The organism is Streptomyces sp. NBC_00335 (assembly GCF_036127095.1).
In the GTDB taxonomy this organism is placed as follows: Bacteria; Actinomycetota; Actinomycetes; order Streptomycetales; family Streptomycetaceae; genus Streptomyces.
This window is the reverse complement of the sequence record NZ_CP108006.1, coordinates 6472802-6489809: the sequence shown is the minus strand read 5'-3', so window position 1 is coordinate 6489809 and position 17008 is coordinate 6472802. Positions and strand designations below refer to the sequence as shown.

Below are 17008 nucleotides of genomic sequence, written 5' to 3'. Positions count from 1 at the left end.
TTGCGCCCGGGTCGAGTTGGGGCAACGCCGCCGTCAGCCGCGGCCCGTGAGGCCGTGCAGGACCGTCACCACGTGAGCTTCCGCGTCGGCGGGGTCGAGGGGGGCGTGGGCGATGAGGAGGCGGTACCAGAAGGGGCCGAAGACCAGGTCGACCGCGTGGTCGAGGTCCGTGGTGGTGGGGAGTTCCTCGCGGGTGATCGCCCTCGTCAGCAGGGTGGCGACGACCTCGCGGCGGGTGGCGACCCAGGCGCGGAAGGGTTCGGTGAAGGCGGGGTCGAGCTGGGCTTCGGCCATCAGCCCGGTGAGGGCTTTCGCGCGCACAGGGTCGCGGCCGATGCGGTAGAGGTCGGTGACGAAGGCGGTGAGGTCGCCGGTGAGGGTGCCGGTGTCGGGTTCGGGGACGCGGGCGGCGGTTTCGTGGGCGTAGGCGTCCATGACGAGGGCGGGCTTGGACTTCCACCAGCGGTAGACGGTGCTCTTGGCGACGTTGGCGCGCTTGGCGACGCCTTCGATGGTGAGGGCGCCGTAGCCGTTTTCGACGAGGAGTGCGGCGGTGGCTTCGAGGACGGAGTGGTGGGCGTCTTCGTTGCGGAGGCGGCCGCCGGTGCGGGGCGGGTTGCTCGAAGAGTTGCTCGAAGGAGTGATTGACACGGCTTCACGATAGCCCTAGCGTTTTATCGAAACGCGGCGTAGCGTTTCGATTGAAGGATCGACCTAGGGATACGAGGGGCGGAGCCATGGGCAAGATCGTGATCGCGCACGGGTACGGGATGGGTGCCGGGGAGCATTGGTATGCGGCGACGGGTGAGGAGTTCGCTGCCGAGGGACACGAGGTGCGGATCCCGAATTTCCCCGAGCCGTTCGCTCCGGAGCCAGGTGTGTGGCTGAAGGAGCTGGAGGCGGCGGTGGGGGGTGCGCCGGCTGGTGAGACGGTGCTGGTGGGTCACAGTCTGGGTGGGGTGAATGTGCTGCGGCTGCTGCAGGAGCACGACACCGAGGCCGAGGGGGCGTTCGCGGGGGTGGTGTTCGTGGCGTCGATGTCCGGGGAGGTGGGGTATGACGCGTTGGCGCCGTTCTTCTCGCCGGAGTTCGACTGGCAGCGGATCCGGAAGGCTGCGCGGGAGTTCCGTGTGCTGCATGCGGCCGATGACCCGGTGACCGGGGAGGCGACGGGTGAGCACGTGTTGCGGTTCGTGAGGGAGCTGGGGGCCGAGGCGCGGGTGACCGCGTCGGGCGGGCACTTCCCGAGTACGGGTGAGAGCCGTTTGGTGTTGCCCGACGCGGTGCGTCTTATACGTGAGGTGCTGTAGCCGCTTGCGGGCGGTGTCAGCGGACTGCGTCGCCGATGTGGTGGATGCGGACGAGGTTGGTGGATCCGCTGACGCCGGGGGGTGAGCCGGCGGTGATGACGACGACGTCGCCGGGTACGCAGCGGCCGATGCGCAGGAGTTCTTCTTCGACCTGGGCGACCATGGCGTCGGTGGAGTCGACGTGGGGGCCGAGGAAGGTTTCGACGCCCCAGGTGAGGTTGAGCTGGGAGCGGGTGGCGGGGTCGGGGGTGAAGGCGAGGAGGGGGATGGGTGAGCGGTAGCGGGAGAGCCGGCGGACGGTGTCTCCGCTCTGGGTGAAGGCGACGAGGAACTTCGCGCCGAGGAAGTCGCCCATTTCGGCGGCGGCGCGGGCGACTGCTCCGCCTTGGGTGCGGGGCTTGTTGCGCTCGGTGAGCGGGGGGAGGCCCTTGGCGAGGATGTCTTCTTCGGCGGCTTCGACGATGCGGGCCATGGTGCGGACGGTTTCGATGGCGTATTTGCCGACGCTGGTTTCGCCGGAGAGCATGACGGCGTCGGTGCCGTCGATGACGGCGTTGGCGACGTCGGAGGCTTCGGCGCGGGTGGGCCGGGAGTTGTCGATCATCGAGTCGAGCATTTGGGTGGCGACGATGACCGGCTTGGCGTTGCGCTTGGCGAGTTTGACGGCGCGCTTCTGGACGATGGGGACTTGTTCCAGGGGCATTTCGACGCCGAGGTCTCCGCGGGCGACCATGATGCCGTCGAAGGCGGCGACGATGTCGTCGATGTTTTCGACTGCCTGGGGCTTTTCGACCTTGGCGATGACGGGGAGGCGTCGGCCTTCTTCGTCCATGATGCGGTGGACGTCTTCGATGTCGCTTCCGCTGCGGACGAAGGAGAGGGCGATGATGTCGGCGCCGATGCGCAGGGCCCAGCGGAGGTCTTCGATGTCTTTTTCGGAGAGGGCGGGTACGGAGACTGCGACGCCGGGGAGGTTGAGTCCCTTGTTGTCGGAGACCATGCCGCCTTCGATGACGCGGGTGTGGACGCGGGGTCCGTCGACGGCGGTGACTTCGAGGGTGACGCGGCCGTCGTCTACGAGGATGCGTTCGCCCGTGGAGACGTCTCCGGCGAGGCCCTTGTAGGTGGTACCGCAGGTGTGGCGGTCGCCTTCGTGGTCTTCGACGGTGATGGTGAATTCGTCGCCGCGTTCAAGGAGTACGGGGCCTTCGCGGAAGCGGCCCAGGCGGATCTTCGGACCTTGAAGGTCGGCGAGGATGCCGACGCTGCGGCCGGTTTCGTCGGCGGCCTTGCGGACTCGCTGGTAGCGGTCCTCGTGTTCGGCGTAGGTGCCGTGGCTGAGGTTGAAGCGGGCGATGTCCATTCCGGCTTCGACCAGGGCTTTGATCTGGTCGTATGAGTCGGTGGCGGGGCCCAGGGTACATACGATTTTCGCTCGGCGCATGGAGCGAGCGTATGCCCCTACCAGGCAGTAGGAAATTGGTTCCGGGTGTCCACTCAACAACCTTTGAGCAAAAGGTTGTTGACAATTGTTGAATGTGCATGGGGGTGCTCTGATGAGCACCCCCGGGGCGCCGATTGTTCGGGTTTTCAGAGGCGGGGAGGGGTCATTGTGAAGCGTGCGTTCACCTGTGCGTAGACGGTCTGGCGCTGGGGTTCGAGGTCGAGGGCGGGGGCGCCTGCGTCTTCGGCGGCGCTGAAGGCCATGGTGCGCATCGCGGCGCCGGATGCCTGGAAGGGGGCGGGGGCGTTCTCGGCTCCGAGGTCGGCGAGTTCGACGAGGGCGGCGAGTTCGGCTCCGAGGGCGGCGGCGTATTCGCGGGCGCGCTGGACGGCTTCGAGTACGGCTTGGCGGCGGGCTTCACCGTGGGCGGGTGAGGTGGGACGCAGGGCCCACCAGGGTCCGTCGACCTGGGTGAGTTCGAGGTCGGCGAGGCGGGTGGTGAGTTCGCCGAGGGTGGTGAAGTCGTTGAGTTCGGCGGTGAGGTGGACGCGTCCGTGGTAGGCGCGGATGCGTTCGCCGCGGCCGTGGCGGGTGAGTTCGGGGGTGATGGAGAAAGCGCCGGTTTCGAGTTTTTCGACGGGGTCGCCGTAGCTTTTGACGAGGTCGAGGACGGCGTTGTTGCGGCGGGTGAGGTCTTCGAGGGCGGTGCGTCGGTCGGTGCCGCGGGCGCTGACGGTGATGCCGATGCGGGCGATCTCGGGGTCGACTTCGAGGGTGGCTTCGCCGCGGACTGCGACGCGGGGGACTTCGGGGGTTCCGTAGGGCTGGTGCGAGGGGTCCTGGGTCATGGATTCACTGTCGCACTGCTGCTCGTACGGGGCTGGTCATCGGATCGAAACCTGGTGGGGGTGTTGCGGCTTGTTACTGCTGGGTCAGAATCTACGCGCGTTGCCTATCTGTGTACACGCACCTCACAAGGGGAGATGGCATGGCTTTGGACCGTAGGACGTTTCTGGGTACTTCGGCTGCGACGGGTGCGGCCGTGGCGTTGGCGGGGGCCACGAGCACCCCGGCTGCCGCGGCTGAGGCGGTGGCCGGCGGCGCTTCGGCGGCGGGAGCGAGGACGTACGCGTTCACGGTGATGGGGACGACGGACCTGCACGGGAACGTCTTCAACTGGGACTACTTCACGGACAAGGAGTTCGACGACAAGGCGCACAACGACGTCGGTCTGGCGAAGATCTCCACGCTGGTGAACCAGGTGCGGGCGGAGAAGGGGCGGTGCAACACGCTGCTGATCGACGCCGGGGACACCATTCAGGGGACGCAGCTGTCGTACTACTACGCGAAGGTGGATCCGATCACGGCGCGGCGTGGTCCGGTTCATCCGATGGCGCAGGCGATGAACGCGATCGGTTATGACGCGGCGGCGCTGGGGAACCACGAGTTCAATTACGGCATTCCGGTGCTGCGGAAGTTCGAGGAGCAGTGCGAGTTCCCGTTGCTGGGGGCGAACGCGCTGGATGCGAAGACGTTGCGGCCGGCGTTCCCCCCGTACAGCATGCACCGGTTGCGTACGCCGCATGGGCGGGACGTGAAGGTGGCGGTGCTGGGTCTGACGAATCCGGGGATCGCGATCTGGGACAAGGCGAACGTGCAGGGGAAGATGACGTTCCCGGGTCTTGAGGAGCAGGCCGCGAAGTACGTGCCGCGGCTGCGGTCGCTGGGTGCGGACGTGGTGATCGTGTCGGCTCATTCGGGTTCGAGCGGCACGTCGAGTTACGGGGACCAGCTGCCGCACATCGAGAACGCGGCGGGTCTGGTGGCGGAGCAGGTGCCGGGGATCGACGCGATCCTGGTGGGGCACGCCCATACGGAGATCCCGGAGTACCGGGTGCGGAACAAGGCGACGGGCAAGGACGTGGTGTTGTCCGAGCCGCTGAAGTGGGGGCAGCGGCTGACGCTGTTCGACTTCGAGCTGACGTGGGTGAAGGGCTGCTGGTCGGTGTCGAAGGTGTCGGCCCGGGTGCTGAACTCGAACACGGCGGTGGAGGACCCGGAGATCGTGGGGCTGCTGTCGGACGAGCACCGCAAGGTCGTGGCGTATGTGAACCAGGTGATCGGTACGTCGACGCAGGCCATGTCCTCGGTGGACGGTCCGGTGAAGGACGTGGCGATCATCGATCTGATCAACCACGTGCAGGCGGAGACGGTGAGGGGTGCGCTGGCGGGTACGGAGTGGGCTGCGCTGCCGGTGCTGTCGCAGGCTTCGTGCTTCTCGCGGACGGCGGCGATTCCGGCCGGGCAGGTGACGATCCGGGATGCGGCGGGTCTGTATCCGTTCGAGAACACGCTGGAGGCACGGCTGCTGACGGGTGCGCAGATCAAGGAGTACCTGGAGTATTCGGCGAGGTACTTCGTGCGGACGGCTCCGGGTGACGTGGTGGATCCGGCGAAGCTGACGAACGCGGAGGGCACGCCGGACTACAACTACGACGCCGTGTACGGGTTGACGTACGACATCGACATCTCCGAGCCGGTGGGTGCCCGGATCTCGGGGCTGTCCTTCCAGGGGAAGCCGGTGGATCCGGCGGCGCAGTTCGTGCTGGCGGTGAACAACTACCGGGCTGCGGGTGGCGGGAACTTCCCGCACGTGCCGCAGGCGAAGCAGTTGTGGGCCAACTCGGATGAAATACGCAACACGATCATCCAGTGGGTGAAGGCGAAGGGGACGGTGGACCCGGCGCAGTTCGCGTCGGTGGACTGGCGGCTGACCCGAGCCGGGGCACCGGTCTTCTAAGCGGCGCTCTTGCGAACGGTGGTCTTCTAAACGTTTCTCCTTACGGATGCTCGACCAGTGGGAGCAGTTCGCCGGCGGGTTGGGGCCGGGTGTGCTCCCGCTGTTCGAGGCCGAAGGTGGTGAAGGCCGTGCGGGTGGGCTGGGGGTAGGCATCTTTGCCCGTGAGGGTGTTCAGGATGGCGGCGCTGCGCCAGGCGGCGAGGCCGAGGTCGGGGGCTCCGACGCCGTGGGTGTGGCGTTCGCCGTTCTGGACGAAGACGCTGCCGGTGACGGCCGGGTCGGTGATCATCCGGTAGCGGTCGTCGATGCGGGGGCGGCCGGAGGAGTCCTTGCGCAGGTAGGGGTCGAGTCCGGCGAGGAGCCCCCCGAGGGGGCGTTCGCGGTAGCCGGTGGCGAGGATGACGGCGTCGGTGGTGAGGCGGGACCGGGTGCCCTGGTCGACGTGTTCGAGGTGGAGTTCGACCTTGGTGGTGGCGACGCGGCCGGCGGTGCGGACGCTGACTCCGGGGGTGAGGACGGCGTCGGGCCAGCCTCCGTCGAGGGTGCGGCGGTAGAGCTCCTCGTGGATGGCGGCGATGGTGGCGGCGTCGATGCCCTTGTGGAGTTGCCATTGGGCGGGGACGAGGCGGTCGCGGACCGGTTCGGGGAGGGAGTGGAAGTAGCGGGTGTAGTCGGGGGTGAAGTGTTCCAGGCCGAGCTTGGAGTACTCCATGGGGGCGAAGGAGGGGGTGCGGGCGAGCCAGGTGAGGCGTTCGCGGCCGGCGGGGCGGGAGCGGAGCAGGTCGAGGAAGACCTCGGCTCCGGACTGGCCCGATCCGATGACGGTGACGTGGTCGGCGCCGAGGATGCGCTGCCGGTTGTCGAGGTACTCGGAGGAGTGGATCACCGGGACGGTGGGGGCTTCGGCGAGGGGGCGCAGTGGTTCGGGGACGTAGGGGGCGGTCCCGATGCCGAGGGCGAGGTTGCGGGTGTAGGTGCGGCCGAGGGCTTCGGCTTCTCCGTCGGCGTCGACTTGGGTGAAGTCGACTTCGAAGAGGTCGCGTTCGGGGTTCCAGCGGACGGCGTCGACCTGGTGGCCGAAGTGGAGTCCGGGCAGGCGGCCGGCGACCCAGCGGCAGTAGGCGTCGTATTCGGCGCGCTGGATGTGGAAGCTCTCGGCGAAGTAGAAGGGGAAGAGGCGTTCCTTGTGCTTGAGGTAGTTGAGGAATGACCAGGGGCTGGTGGGGTCGGCGAGGGTGACGAGGTCGGCGAGGAAGGGGACTTGGAGGGTGGCTCCGTCGATGAGGAGTCCGGGGTGCCAGCGGAAGTCGCGGCGCTGGTCGTAGAAGGCGGTGGCGAGTTCTGCGGCGCCTTGTTGGGGCAGGCCGTGGGCGAGGGCCGCGAGGGAGAGGTTGAAGGGGCCGATGCCGATTCCGACGAGGTCGTGGGGTGCATCGAGCTGGGCGGTCATCGGTGGGTGCTGCCTTCCAGGAGGTTCACGAGGGCGTCCAGGTCCCCCGCCGTGGTGTGGGGGTTGAGCAGGGTGGCCTTGAGCCATAGGCGGCCGTCGGCGGTGGCCCGGCCCAGTACGGCGGTGCCGCCCTGGATGAGGGTGCGGCGCAGGGTGGCCAGTGCGGTGTCGTCGGCGTGGGTGGGCCGGAACAGGACGGTGCTGATGGTGGGCGCCGCGTGGAGTTCGAAGGCGGGGTGTGCTTCGAGGAGTCGGGCGAGCTGGTCGGCGCGGGCGCAGGTGCGGTCGATGAGGTGGGTGAGTCCGTCTCGGCCGAGGGAGCGCAGGGTGGCGGCGATTTTGAGGGCGTCTGCGCGGCGGGTGGTGCGCAGGGAGCGGCCGAGGAGGTCGGGGAGGCCGGCTTGGGTGTCGTCGGGGGCGTTGAGGTAGTCGGCCTGGTGGGCGAGGGGGGCGAGCAGGGTGGTGTCGGGGACGGTGAGGAGTCCGGCGGCGATGGGTTGCCAGCCGAGTTTGTGGAGGTCGATGGTGATCGACCGGGCGCGGTGCAGGCCGGCGAGTTTGGGGCGGTGGCGGGGGCTGAGGTGGAGGAGGCCGCCGTAGGAGGCGTCGATGTGGAGGTCGGCGCCGTGGTGGTCGCAGAGGTCGGCGAGGGCGTCGAGGGGGTCGATGAGTCCGGCGTCGGTGGTGCCGGCGGTGGCGGTGACGAGGACGGGGCCGGTGGTGGTGGCGAGGGCCTCGGCGAGGGTGGCGGGGGTGAGGGTTCCGGTGGGGGTGGGGAGGCTGCGGGCGGGGGGCAGGCCGAGGAGCCAGGCGGCGCGCGGGATGGAGTGGTGGGCGTTGGCGCCGTGCAGGACGGTGAGGTGGGGGCCGTGGCGTTCGCGGGCGAGGAGGAGGGCGAGGTGGTTGGCTTCGGTGCCGCCGGTGGTGAGGACGGCGTCGGGGTGGGGGGTGTTGTGGAACTCGGCGGCGAGCGTGCGGGTCAGGAGCGCTTCGAGGGTGGAGGCGGCGGGGGCCTGGTCCCAGGAGTCGAGGGAGGCGTTGAGGGCGCTGGCGGCGAGGTCGGCGGCGGCCGCGACGGCGAGGGGCGGGCAGTGCAGGTGGGCTGCGCACAGGGGGTCGGCGGGGTCGGCGGCGCCGGCGGTGAGGGTGTGGACGAGGGTCCGTAGGGCTTCGTGGTCGCCGTGTCCGTGGTCGGGGAGCACTTCGCCCAGTGCGGCGGTGACGCGGGCGGTGACGGCCTCGGGTCCGCCGGCCGGGAGCGGTCCGCCGCGGGCCTGGGCTCCGGTGCGCAGGGCGTCGAGGACGGTGGCGAGGAGTGGTTGCAGGGCGTCGGGGCCGTGGGGTCCGCCGGCGAGCGGGGAGTTGCCGCGTCTGCCTGTGCCGGGGGGCGCTGTCATGCGGTTGTCCTCACGGGAACGGTTCGGCGGCGGATGGTGCCGCTCTGTTGGGTCGGGGACCCGGGGGTACAACGATCCGACCCGAATGGGGTAACCGCCCGGGTTTATGCGTGGTCGATTTCAAGCCGTCGGGGGGTGGCCGAGAAGGAGGAGTACGCGCGTCGACTGGGGCGGGGGGATGTGGCCGCGGCTACTCGGCGCGTGCCGCTCGGCTTCGCGTGGCTGCCGGTGTGTCCGGTCCGGGGACACCGGCACTGCCGCCGCCTGCGGTCGACGAGGTGGTGGATCCGTCGGCGCCCGGGCCGTTGGGCGGGGCGAGTGGGGCTTCTACGCTGCGCCGCTGATCGGCGCACTGGCCGACGCCACGGCGTTCCGGGCGAGGGTGCGGGTGCCGTGCAGGTGGGGGCGGGCGCGGCCGGTGGACCGGCAGGCCCGAGGGCCCGGAACAACGGGGCGGACGCGACCGGGCGGGGCGAGCGCGGCCAGGCGGGCGGGCCGTGCAGGTGGGACGCGCACAGCCGGGCATAGCGGGGCGGACAGCGCGGGTGCGGCCGGGCGAAGCGGGGTCGAGCCGGCAGGACGGGCCCGGCCGGACGCAGTGGGGCGCAGCCGGCAGGACAGGCGGGCGCGGCCGAGCGGGGCGCGGCCGACCGATGGCGGTGGGGAGCGGGCAGGGCGGTGAAGGCAGGGCGAAGCAAGCGGGGGCGGAGCGGGCGGCCGGGCGCGGCTTCGTCGGCTCCCGGGCGGGGGTGGGTACGGCCGGGCCGGGCGCGGCGGTGTGGAGCGGGCCGCGGGCAGGACGGTGGAGGCAGGACGGATCACGTGGGGGCGGACGGTACGGGCGGGGCTCCCCGAACTCCCGGGCAGGGGTGCGGTCGACCGGGCCGGGCGCGGCGGTGTGGAGCGGGCCGCGGGCAGGACGGTGGAGGCAGGACGGATCACGTGGGGGCGGACGGTACGGGCGGGGTTCCCCGAACTCCCGGGCAGGGGTGCGGTCGGCCGGGCCGGGCGCGGTGGTGTGGAGCGGGCCGTGCAAGCGGGCGGACTCCGCCGATTCTCGGGCGGGATGTGGTCGGGCGGGGCGAGCACGGCCGGGCGGGCCGGCCGTGCAGGTGGGCGCGCGCGGCCGGGCGCAGCGGGGTGGAGCAGGTAGGACAGGCGGGCGGACGCGGCCGGGTGGAGCAGGCAGAGCAGGCGGGCGGACACGGCCGGGTGGAGCAGGCCGGGTAGGCGCGGGCGGGCGGGGCGCGGTCGGTTCCCGGGCCGGGTGGGGTCGGGCGGGGCGCCGTCGGGTTCTTGGGTGGGGTCGGGGGTGGGTGGCCCCCCGCCCCTGGTGGGGGTGGGGGTTAGGTCGGCTTCTTCGGATCTTGCCTGGCCCGTGCCGCCCGGCACCGTGCCTCGCCGCGCTGCCGGGGTGCCCGCGTACTGGACGTACCCGGGCACCCCGGCAGCGCGTGGAGGCACGGCACCGGACGACGCAAGACGACCTAGTGGCGGGCTCGTAGGGCTCGGGAGAGGTCGTCGAGGTGGTCTACGAGTTTGCGGTGGAGCAGGGGGGTGATGTCGGGGGCGGTCAGGGCGGTGTGGCCGGCCTGGAGGTTGGCTTCGGTGATCTCGTGGCCCGGGAGGGCCCAGCGGCCTGCGGCGTCGGCGATGGCGGGGCCGCGGCGGGCGGCGAGGGTGACGGCTTCGGCGTAGGCGCGGGGTACGTAGTCCCGTAGCAGGTCGGTCTGTTCGGGCTGCCAGAAGCCTTGGGCGGTGGCGGTGAAGAGGTAGTTGGACAGGGAGTCGTCGTGGAAGAGGCGCTCCCAGGCGGCGGCCTTGGCCTCGGCCGTCGGGAGGGCGGCCCGGCAGCGGGCGGCGCCTTCGCGGCCGGCGGCGCTGGGGTCGGCGGCGAGGGCTTCGTCGATCTCGGTCTCGCCGGCGGCGCCGAGGACGCAGAGGCGGGCGAGGATGCGCCAGCGCAGTTCGGGGTCGAGTTCGGGGCCGCCGGGGACGGTGCCGTCGGCGAGCCAGCCGGCGATGGTGTCGGGCTGGGTGGCGCTGTCGGCGAGGGTGCGGACGGCGACGAGGCGCAGGCCGGGGTCGGAACCGTCCTCGGTGCGGCGCAGCAGGTCGCGGGCGATGGTGGTGAGGGTGGTGAGGGCGTCGCCGCGGCGGTCGGGGGTGATGTAGCGGTCGGCGATCTGGGCGCGGGTGAAGGACAGGACGCCTTGGACGATCGCGAGGTCGGTTTCGTCGGGGATGTGGGCTTCGGCGGTGGCCAGGTAGTCGGCGGCGCCCAGTTCGCCGTCGCGGACCATGTCGCGCAGGGAGTTCCAGACGACGGCGCGGGTGAGCGGGTCGGGGATGCGGGAGATGGAGCGCAGGGCGGTTTCGAGTGAGGTCGCGTCGAGGCGGACCTTGGCGTAGGTGAGGTCTCCGTCGTTGAGGACGAGGAGGTCGGGGCGCTGGCCGCTGACGGAGAGGATCTCGTCGGAGGGGACGTCGAGGGCGAGGACCTCGCGGGGTTCGATGACGCCGTCGGGGGCGCGGTCGTAGAGGCCGGCGGCGATGTGGTGGGGGCGGTCGCCGGTGCGGTCGACGGTGAGGGTCCAGCCTCCGTGGCTCTCTTCGAGCCGGGGGGTGAGGGTGTCGACGCCGGTGGTGCGCAGCCAGGTCGCGGCCCAGGTGTGGACGTCGCGGTCGGTGTGGGCGGCGAGGGAGTCGACGAAGTCGGCGAGGGAGGCGTTGGCGAACTTGTGGCGGGCGAAGTGGGTGTTGATGCCGGCCAGGAAGTCCTTCTCGCCGAGCCAGGCGACGAGTTGACGCAGGGCGGAGGCGCCCTTGGCGTAGGAGATGCCGTCGAAGTTGAGGAGGGCGGAGGCGGTGTCGGGGACGGAGGCGGCGTCCGGGGCGACGGGGTGGGTGGAGGGGCGCTGGTCGGCGTCGTAGCCCCAGGGCTTGCGGTCCATGCCGAAGCCGGTCCAGGTCTCGGTGAAGCGGGTGGCTTCGATGAGGGTCTGGTAGCCCATGAACTCGGCGAAGGACTCGTTCAGCCAGATGTCGTCCCACCAGCTGAGGGTGACGAGGTCGCCGAACCACATGTGGGCCATCTCGTGCGCGATGGTCACGGCGCGGCGCTGGCGTTCGGAGTCGGTGACGGCGGATCGGAAGACGTAGTCGTCGCGGAAGGTGACCAGTCCCGGGTTCTCCATGGCGCCGGCGTTGAACTCGGGTACGAAGGCCTGGTCGTAGGAGTCGAAGGGGTAGGGCTCGGTGAACTTCTCGTGGAAGCGGTCGTAGCAGGCGGTGCTGAGGTCGAGGATCTCCTGCGCGTCGGCGTCGAGGTGGGGGGCGAGGGAGCGGCGGCAGTGGATGCCGAAGGGGAGCCCGGCGTGTTCGGTGCGGACGCTGTGCCAGGGGCCTGCGGCGACGGCGGCGAGGTAGGTGGAGATGACGGGGGTGGGGGCGGACGTCCAGATGCCGGCTTCGGAGGCGGCTGCGGTGCCGTCGCCCGAGCCGTCGTCGCCGCCGCTGTCGGCTGGGCGTTCGCCGATGCGGGTGGTGACGCCGTTGGCGAGGACGGTCCAGTGTGCGGGGGCGGTGACGGTGAACTCGAAGACGGCCTTGAGGTCGGGCTGGTCGAAGGCCGGGAAGACGCGCTGGACGTCGTCGAGGAACATCTGGGTGTAGACGTACGTCTCCCCGTCCGCGGGGTCGGTGAAGCGGTGCAGGCCTTCGCCGGTGCGGGAGTAGCGCATGCGGGCGGCGACGCGGAGCTCGTGGGGGCCCTCGGTGAGGCCGGTGAGGGGGAGGCGGCCGTCGGCGAGGGAGGCCGGGTCCAGGGGGTGTCCGTCGAGGGCGGCGGAGCGCAGTTCGTCCGGTTTCAGCTCGACGAAGGTGTCGCCGGCGGCGCGGGCGGTGAACCGGATGACGGTTTGGGACTCGAAGGTCTCGTCGCCGGTGGTGAGGTCGAGGGCGACCTCGTAGTGCCGGACGTCGAGGAGCCGGGCTCGGATCTGCGCTTCGTTGCGCGTCAGTGCGGACATGGGGCCCATGCTGCCGGATGGTGGTGCCGGAGCCGGGCCCCGGCTTCTATTCCCGGCCTTCGCTTTCGCCGTCGCCGTCGCTTTCGCCTTCGCCCTCGCCCTCGCCTGCGGCGATCGTCTCGTGGTGGCGGATGACCTCGGCGATGATGAAGTTGAGGAGCTTCTCGGCGAAGGCGGGGTCGAGCTTGGCGTTCCCGGCGAGCTGGCGCAGCCGGGCGATCTGGCTGGCCTCGCGGCCCGGGTCGGCCGGGGGCAGCTGGTGGCGGGCCTTGAGGTGGCCGACCTGCTGCGTGCACTTGAACCGCTCGGCGAGCATGTGGACCACGGCCGCGTCGATGTTGTCGATGCTGTCCCTGAGCCGGGCCAGCTCGGCGGTGACGTTCTCGTCGATGTCCCTGGTGTTCATGGTCAACGAGAATACTTGGCGCGCACGTTCGGTTCGTCGGCCGATCGGCCACTGAGACGGGGCGCTGACGCGCTGACGCGCTGGTGCGCGCCGAGGGCGGGGGGAGCTCGCCTGGTACGGGGCGCACGGCCCCACCGAGGGTGGCTCCGCGGTCCCCGGTGCCCCGAGCCCGCCCTTGACCTGCGGCGGCGGGTGCCCGTCGGGGCGGCTGGGCGGGTCCTGCTTCCCGGGCAGGACAGGGCGGACGAGTACGGGGACCCGGCACGGGGACCCGGCACGGGGGGCAGGGCTGACAGGTCCGGGCCCGGGAAAGACGGCCGGGGCAGCCCGCCGACAGCCCCGCCGGGTACGGACTCGGGCAGGCGACCGGGCAGGGCCGCCGGGGTGGTGCGGCCAGGAGCGTAGCCGTGTACCGGCCCTACGCGGTGACGAGTGCTGGGCCTAGGCGCCCGAGCGGCACGATCGGGCGGAGCAGACGGGTACGGGGAGCGACCGGGCGTGCGCATGCTCGGTCCGACAGGGCGCGCATCGTGGCGCGGTCGCGCGGGTGGCCCCGGGTGGGGCGCCAGTAGTAGGGGCAGGCAGAGCGTCGGGGCCCGGCAGGCAAAGCGGCAGGCAGGCAGGCAGGACCCCAGGCTGGCGGGGCGGCGCGGCACGCGGCGGGCTGGGGCGAGGCGAGGCGGGGCAGGGCCAGGCGGGCAAGGCGAGGCCGGAGTGGGGCCGGGCGGGGCGGGGCAGGGCGGGGCGGAGTGAGGCCGGGCGAGGCGAGGCGGAGTGAGGCGAGGCCGGAGTGAGGCCGGGCAAGGCGGGCAAGGCGAGGCCGGAGTGAGGCCGGGCGAGGCCGGGCGAGGCCGGGCAAGGCCAGGCAAGGCAAGGCCAGGCAAGGCCGGGCGAGGCCAGGCAAGGCCGGGCGAGGCCAGGCAAGGCCGGGCAAGGCGGGCGAGGCGGGCGAGGCGGGCGAGGCCAGGCCGGGGCCGGGCAAGGCGGGGCGAGGCCAGGCCGGGGCCGGGCAAGGCGGGGCGAGGCCAAGCCGGGGCCGGGCAAGGCGGGGCGAGGCCAGGCCGGGGCCGGGCAAGGCGGGGCGAGGCCAGGCCGGGGCCGGGCGAGGCGGGCGAGGCCGGGCCGGGCGGGGCCGGGCGGGGCATGTGGTTGCGGCGGGAGTTTGGGGTGGCGGGTGGCGGCTGGGGCTTTGGGATCTTGTCGGGCAGGGGTGGGGCGTCCGGTGCCGGTTTCCGTGTGCTGCCGGGGCTTTACGGGGCTGGGCGTACTGCCCCGCAGTGCGGGGACGTGTCGTGTCGGGCGGTGCGGTCCGATGGTTTAGAGGGGTAGGACCGCCGTGACCAGCCAGCCGCCTTCGGGGGCGGGGCCTGCGGTGAGGGAGCCGCCGAGGGCTTCGGCGCGTTCGGCCATGCCGACGAGGCCGTAGCCGCCGCCTCGGGCGTTCTCGGAGAGTTTCGCGGGGCGGCCGCCGTCGTCGGCGATGCGTACTTCCAGGCCGGCCGGGACGGTGCGCAGGCCGATCCGGACGGCGGTGGCGGTGGCGGCGTGCTTGCCGATGTTGGTGAGGGCTTCGAGGACGATGCGGTGGGCGGTGGCGGCGACGTCGGCGGGGAGCCGGGCCTCCAGGCCTTCCTCCACGTAGAGGACGACGGGCGGGCCGGTGGCGGCGAACCGTTCCGTCAGCCCGCGGATCTCCCGGAGGCCCGCGACGGGGGCCGTGCCGACGGGGCCGGCCTTGTTGGTGGCCTTGCCCGTCTCCGGGTCGGTGTCCGCGGCGCCTTCGCGGAGGATCTTGACCAGGCGTCGCATGGAGCCGAGCGCCTCGTCGCCGGCGGTCTCGATGCGGCCGAAGATCTCGCCGGCGCGTTCGGCGGAGACGTTGGTGTAGCGGGCGGCGCGCGCCTCGACGACGATCCCCGTCACGTGGTGGGCGACGAGGTCGTGGAGCTCGCGGGCCAGTTCCAGGCGCTCGGCGCTGCGTACGGCGCGCAGCTCGCGGACGCGCTGGACGGACTGCAGGCGCAGGAGCAGGGAGTACGCGGTGACGACGACGGCGAGCACGGAGAAGAGCAGCGTGAAGCGGCCCGGGTCGGCGTCGCGGACGGGCGCGGCCATGGAGCCGAGGGCGAGGAGGGGGCCGAGGACGGCGGCGGTGCGGGCGGGGGCGCGGAGCAGGACCTGGGTGAGGAGGACGAGCAGGGCGACGGCCTCGCCGCCGCCCCAGACGACGAGGGGGAGGTTGCTGAAGAGCAGGGAGAGGGTGACGGTCCAGGTGACGGCGGAGGCGAACCAGGCGCGGGCGAGGAGCGGGATGCCCGGCCAGGGCGCGGCGCTGAGGCAGACGAGGATGCCGGACACCCAGACGGCGGCGTGCGGGGTGCTGGGCTGGCGGGCGAGGACTACGCCCTCGAAGGTGACGAGGGAGAGGAGGGTGAGCGAGAGGATGATGCGGATCCAGTCCGCGGCGTAGGGGTGGCGGCGGGCCCATGGCCCCAGGGGGCTCATGCGGTGCCCCGGAGCGGGCGGGTGGCTCCGCCGGTGGTGCGGGGCTCCATGCGGGTGGCTCCGCCCGTGGGCCGGGCGGCTCCGCCGGAGGTGTGCGGGCTTCGACGCAGGCGGAGACCGCGGTTCGCACGGGCGCCGGCCCTACCCGTGGGGCCCGGTGTCGTCGGGAACGGCGTGCGCCGGCTTCCTGGGGCGCCGCCCCAGACCCCGCGCCTCAAACGCCGGCGAGGCTGATTTTGGCGGTCGGCGTCCGAACGGCAAAGGGCTTGGTCCTGCCCGGCTGCGAGCGAACGGCTCGGCGAGTTGTGCCAAGCGGTGCCCGAACAGCGACGGGGCGGGTTCTGCCCCGCGGCACCCGAACAGCGACGGGACAGGTTCAGCCCCGCGCTACCCGAACAGCAACGGCACGGGCTCAGCCCCGCGGCACCCCAACAGCAACGGGACAGGTTCAGCCCCGCGCTACCCGAACAGCAACGGCACGGGCTCAGCCCCGCGGCACCCCAACAGCAACGGCACAGGTTCAGCCCCGCGCTACCCGAACAGCAACGGCACGGGTTCAACCCCGCGGCACCCCAACAGCAACGGCACAGGTTCAACCCCGCGGCACGCGACAGGCAGCGCGGGTACGGCCGGGCTACGCCCGAGCCCCGGGGGGGCTGGTCCTGCCCCACACCACGCGACCGGCCCGGCCAGCCACGCCACGCACCTCCCGAACCCCGTCGGGGCTGTTTCGCCGTCCGGTGGGGCCGGGTCACGCCGGGGTGCCTGCGAGGCCGCTTTCCCAGGCCCAGGCGGCGATTTCCACACGGTTGCGGGCGTTGAGTTTGGCCTGGACGTTGGCCAGGTGGGTCTTGACGGTGGAGAGGGACACGAAGAGCTCTCCCGCGATCTCGGCGTTGGTCAGCCCGCGCGCGAGGCAGCGTACGACCTCGCGTTCGCGGTCCGTCAGGGGTTCCGCCGGGCGGCGGGCGGCCGCGGCGGCGGCCGGGGTGCGGTGGGCCATTTCGCGCAGCAGCCGGACGGTGATGGCGGGTGAGACGAGGGAGTCTCCGACGGCTGCCGCCCGTACCGCTTCAACCAGCATGGCCGGGCTCGCGTCTTTGAGGAGGAAGCCGGACGCTCCGCCCTGGAGCGCCGCGTGGACGTACTCGTCGAGGTCGAAGGTGGTGACGATGACGATGCGGGGGGTTTCGCGGCCGGAGAGTCGGCGGGTGACTTCGAGTCCGTCGAGTTTGGGCATGCGGATGTCGAGGAGCAGGACGTCGGGCCGGTGTTCGGCGACGGCCGCGAGGGCTGCTTCGCCGTCTTCGACGTCGGCGACCACTTCGATGTCCCGCTGGCTTTCGAGGATCATCCGGAAGCCGGTCCTGACCATCTCCTGGTCGTCCGCGATGATCACTCTGATCGTCATGCGCCGCCTGCCCCACTGTCGCCCGTTGCCTGCGCCGTCCCGGCTTCCCCGGCATTTCCGGCATTCCCACCCGGTGGGATCTCTCCATGGGACCTGCGGGCGCCTTGGCCCGCAACCGCACAGCAGACCGCCGGGAGCATGCCGCAAGGCCGGAACGGCATCGTTCCGGCCTCACGGTACTGCGGTCGACCTTACGGACATGTGGGGCATCGCGCCTCATTCTTCCGGCCCCTGTCGGAGGGGCCGGAAGGCGG

11 protein-coding genes are annotated in these 17008 nt (G+C 71.8%); 2 read left to right on the top strand and 9 right to left on the bottom strand.

Annotation, left to right across the window (positions count from 1 at the left end):
• Positions 1-33 precede the first annotated feature (33 nt).
• Positions 34-651, bottom strand: coding sequence for a TetR/AcrR family transcriptional regulator (locus OHA37_RS29450; RefSeq protein ID WP_266909582.1), 618 nt, complete (start codon positions 649-651; stop codon positions 34-36).
• Between the two features lie 86 nt (positions 652-737).
• Between OHA37_RS29450 and OHA37_RS29445 the strand changes: the two genes are divergently transcribed.
• Entirely contained in the window at positions 738-1310 is a 573-nt protein-coding gene (locus OHA37_RS29445) for an RBBP9/YdeN family alpha/beta hydrolase (protein WP_266909581.1), read from the top strand.
• A 16-nt stretch (positions 1311-1326) separates the two neighbouring features.
• On the opposite strand, the gene pyk is transcribed toward OHA37_RS29445, so the two are convergent.
• Positions 1327-2754 (bottom strand): pyruvate kinase, encoded by a 1428-nt coding sequence (pyk, locus tag OHA37_RS29440; RefSeq protein ID WP_266909580.1) that lies wholly within the window; start codon positions 2752-2754, stop codon positions 1327-1329.
• 146 nt (positions 2755-2900) lie between these two features.
• Positions 2901-3602 carry an SIMPL domain-containing protein gene (locus OHA37_RS29435; protein WP_266909579.1) on the bottom strand — a complete coding sequence of 234 codons (702 nt, stop codon included), beginning with the start codon at positions 3600-3602 and terminating at the stop codon, positions 2901-2903.
• A 140-nt stretch (positions 3603-3742) separates the two neighbouring features.
• Between OHA37_RS29435 and OHA37_RS29430 the strand changes: the two genes are divergently transcribed.
• Positions 3743-5554: a bifunctional metallophosphatase/5'-nucleotidase gene (locus tag OHA37_RS29430; protein WP_266909578.1), complete on the top strand. Its 1812-nt coding sequence runs from the start codon at positions 3743-3745 to the stop codon at positions 5552-5554.
• Between the two features lie 40 nt (positions 5555-5594).
• Here the strand turns inward: OHA37_RS29430 and OHA37_RS29425 are convergent, their stop codons facing one another.
• The 6 genes from OHA37_RS29425 to OHA37_RS29400 all read right to left on the bottom strand — a co-directional run bounded on the left by OHA37_RS29425 (position 5595) and on the right by OHA37_RS29400 (position 16754).
• Complete coding sequence (locus OHA37_RS29425) at positions 5595-7004, bottom strand: lysine N(6)-hydroxylase/L-ornithine N(5)-oxygenase family protein (protein WP_266909577.1); 1410 nt, start codon at positions 7002-7004, stop codon at positions 5595-5597.
• On the bottom strand, positions 7001-8401 hold the full coding sequence (locus OHA37_RS29420; protein ID WP_266909576.1) for a pyridoxal phosphate-dependent decarboxylase family protein: 1401 nt from the start codon (positions 8399-8401) through the stop codon (positions 7001-7003). The genes OHA37_RS29425 and OHA37_RS29420 overlap by 4 nt, the downstream gene beginning before the upstream one ends.
• Positions 8402-9888: 1487 nt before the next feature.
• Positions 9889-12432, bottom strand: coding sequence for an aminopeptidase N (pepN, locus tag OHA37_RS29415; protein WP_266909575.1), 2544 nt, complete (start codon positions 12430-12432; stop codon positions 9889-9891).
• A 46-nt stretch (positions 12433-12478) separates the two neighbouring features.
• On the bottom strand, positions 12479-12838 hold the full coding sequence (locus OHA37_RS29410) for a chorismate mutase (RefSeq protein WP_266909574.1): 360 nt from the start codon (positions 12836-12838) through the stop codon (positions 12479-12481).
• A 1317-nt stretch (positions 12839-14155) separates the two neighbouring features.
• Positions 14156-15343 carry a sensor histidine kinase gene (locus OHA37_RS29405; protein WP_266909573.1) on the bottom strand — a complete coding sequence of 396 codons (1188 nt, stop codon included), beginning with the start codon at positions 15341-15343 and terminating at the stop codon, positions 14156-14158.
• Between the two features lie 751 nt (positions 15344-16094).
• A complete protein-coding gene (locus OHA37_RS29400) occupies positions 16095-16754 on the bottom strand; it encodes a response regulator (protein ID WP_266909572.1) in 660 nt (219 codons plus the stop codon).
• Positions 16755-17008 lie beyond the last annotated feature (254 nt).